Here is a 2581-nt window from a genome sequence, read left to right on the forward strand (position 1 = left end):
GGCCGCGCGGGGTGGTGGTGCAGCTCGGGCTGGGCGGCGACATGACGCTGCCGATGACGCTGGTCACCGCCAAGGAGCTCGACCTGCGCGGCTCTTTCCGGTTTCACGAGGAGTTCGCCGAAGGCGTGGCCGCGATGCGGGCCGGGCGGATCGAGGTGAAGCCGCTGCTGACCCATGTGGTCGGGCTTGACGAGGCGCGCGCGGGCTTCGAGCTGGCGGGCGACCGCGCCCGGGCGATCAAGGTGCAGATCCGCTTTGACGGCTGAGCGCGGGGCGGGGGCGCTCAGCCCGGCGCGGAGAGCACCGGCAGGCTGAGCACGAAGCGGGTGATCCCGCCCTCGCAGTCGAGCTCGATCCGGCCGCCATGCGCGGCGGCGATGGAGGCGGCGATGTAGAGCCCGAGCCCCAGCCCCTCGCCGCGCGTTTCCGTGCCGCGCTGGTAGGGCTCAAACAGCTTTTCGCGCAGCGCCTCGGGGATCGACGGGCCCTGGTTGGCCACGGTGATCGCCACCTCGCCGCCATGGATCGCGCCGCTCAGCGTGATGGGCGTGCCCGGCGTGCCGTGGCGCAGGGCGTTCGACAGCAGGTTCGAGACGGCCTGCGCGATGCGCGGCGCGTCGCAGGCGACGGGGCGGTCGAAGGCGAGGTCGAGCGCGATTTCGCGCTCGGGTGCTGCGGCGCGAACCTCCTCGACCACCTGCGTCAGGCTTTCGGCGAGCGGCGCGTTCGGCGTGGCGAGGATGCGGATGCCGCCGCCCAGCCGGGCCTTGGCGTGCAGCATGATGTTGTCGATCAGGTCGTTCATGCGCTGCAGCGAGGCGCGCATCAGGGGCAGCACCCGGCGCGCCTTGTCGGTCAGGGGCTCCCGGTCGAGCTGGCGCAGTCCGGCGTCGAGTGCTGCGACCGGGTTGCGCAGATCGTGGCCCAGTACCGCGACGAACTCCTCCTGGATGCGCGTCAGCTCGCGCTCCTGCGCGACGAGGCGTTCCTGGGCTTCGAGCCGCTCCTCGGTTTCGAGGCCGCGGCCGATGACCTCGGCGAACATCTCCAGCATCGCCACCGCGCGGGGGGCCTTCACGTCGCGCGGCTCGGTGTCGATGGCGCAGAGCGTGCCGAAGAAGCTGCCGTCGCTGCGGTGGATCGGGATCGAGGCGTAGCTGACGATGCCGAACTTGGCGGCGATCGGATGGTTGCCATAGACCTCGTCGGTGTTGACGTCGTTGAAGAGCACCTTGGTCGAGGTCTCGCGCACCGATTGGCAGAAGGTCGAGCCGATCTCGATCTCGTCGCCCTCGGCCAGGCCGAAATTCACCTCGTCGACCGTCCGGCAGGCGACCCAGCGATCCGCCGTCACCCGCGCCACGGCGGCAAAGCGCATGTCGGTGGCGAGCATGACGGTTTCGAGGATGGTGCCGACCAGATCGCTGGCGGCGAGCATCTCGATATCGGTCTGGAAATCATGCCGTCCCGCGAGGAAGGCGGCATGGTCCTGTATGGTCGCGCGTCGCTGGTTGTCGTCGCTCATCTTCGCCCCTCGGTTGCCCATCACCCCTATCACGCACGGGGGGCATGGCAATGCGGGTCGCCTGTCATGGTCGCTTCGCCGCAACAGATATCCCTTCGGTTGCATCTTCGCCAGTCCCGGCCGGGGCGCGCAATGGGTTCAGCGCGGGCCGCGCCGCAGCAGCCGCCATGCCCGCAGATCGCGAATGGCGAGGGCCAGCGCGGCGAGCGCCAGTGCGCAGAGCACGGCCTTCGAGACCGGCCCCATCGTGCCCTCGATCAAGAGCGCATGGATCACCGTGGCGGGGGTGATCACCAGCGCCAGCGCGCTATGCCATAGCCGCCAGCGGTGTGGGCCGAGGCGTCGCCGTCCCGCGGCCAGCGCGGCCGTGGCGAAGACGGCCCACATGGCGATCACGCCCCAGGCCGAGAAGGGCGTGGGCGAGGCGAAGAGCAGCGCGTCGATCACGTCGGGCGGGCTGGTGATCCAAAGCCCCGCGACATGGGCGATCACGAGCGCGACGAGCGCCGCGCCGAGCCAGCGATGCGCGCGCCGTCCGGCCGGAGCGGGCAGGCCCGGAAGGCGGTCCGCCACGAGGAGCGGCTGCAGCACCAGAAGCGCCAAAGCGGCAACGCCCGCCAGCCCGGCAATGACATAGACCGGGCCGCGCCAGGCGAGCAGCGGGCTCGTGGCCGCGATGGCGATGGGGGCGGCGAGGGCCGTGGCGAGACCGGCCCAGACCAGCGCCGCGCGAAGGGGGGCGGAGCGGCTCAGACCGGGCTCAGACGGGGCGCAGGACGAAATGCGCGTCGAGCCGCGTGTCGCGTGCGCTGGCCATCACCGGACGCAGGAACACCGTCTCATAGGCGCCGCCGTCATAGGCGAGGTGCCCGTGCGGCTGGCCGAAGGCGGGGACGATCTGCGGCATTTCGAGCGCAAAGCTGCCATCGGGCCCGGTCAGCGTCGCGCCGTGGCTGTGCGGGTCGCGCTCGTGGCCCTCGGTGGTGTGCGCCCAGATCTGGATGCGCAGCCCTTCGAGCGGGGCGCCGTCGCCGGCGCGGCGCACGCTGCCGGTCA

Annotated in this window: 2 protein-coding genes and 2 pseudogenes; 1 reads left to right on the top strand and 3 read right to left on the bottom strand. The window is 71.4% G+C overall.

The window, feature by feature from the left end; genetic code table 11:
- Nucleotides 1-266: pseudogene (locus NHG85_RS15145) on the top strand (L-idonate 5-dehydrogenase); the annotation flags it as partial.
- A 17-nt stretch (nt 267-283) separates the two neighbouring features.
- Here NHG85_RS15145 and NHG85_RS15150 read toward each other — a convergent pair.
- From NHG85_RS15150 to NHG85_RS15160, 3 genes and pseudogenes are all read right to left on the bottom strand, one after another.
- Nucleotides 284-1525, bottom strand: a complete 1242-nt coding sequence (locus tag NHG85_RS15150) for a GAF domain-containing sensor histidine kinase (protein ID WP_253333835.1) — start codon at nt 1523-1525, stop codon at nt 284-286.
- A 138-nt stretch (nt 1526-1663) separates the two neighbouring features.
- The gene (locus NHG85_RS15155) at nt 1664-2209 is read right to left on the bottom strand and encodes a ferric reductase-like transmembrane domain-containing protein (protein WP_370363034.1); all 546 of its coding nucleotides are present in this window, start codon (nt 2207-2209) and stop codon (nt 1664-1666) included.
- 76 nt (nt 2210-2285) lie between these two features.
- A pseudogene (locus NHG85_RS15160) lies at nt 2286-2581 on the bottom strand (twin-arginine translocation pathway signal); the annotation flags it as partial.

The organism is Limimaricola litoreus, from assembly GCF_024159025.1.
GTDB classification, from domain to species: Bacteria; Pseudomonadota; Alphaproteobacteria; order Rhodobacterales; family Rhodobacteraceae; genus Limimaricola; species Limimaricola litoreus.

Bases quoted from the DNA above. Each gene is read 5' to 3' on its own strand.
- NHG85_RS15150 (WP_253333835.1), bottom strand. From the start codon at position 1,525: ATGAGCGACGACAACCAGCGACGCGCGACCATACAGGACCATGCCGCC.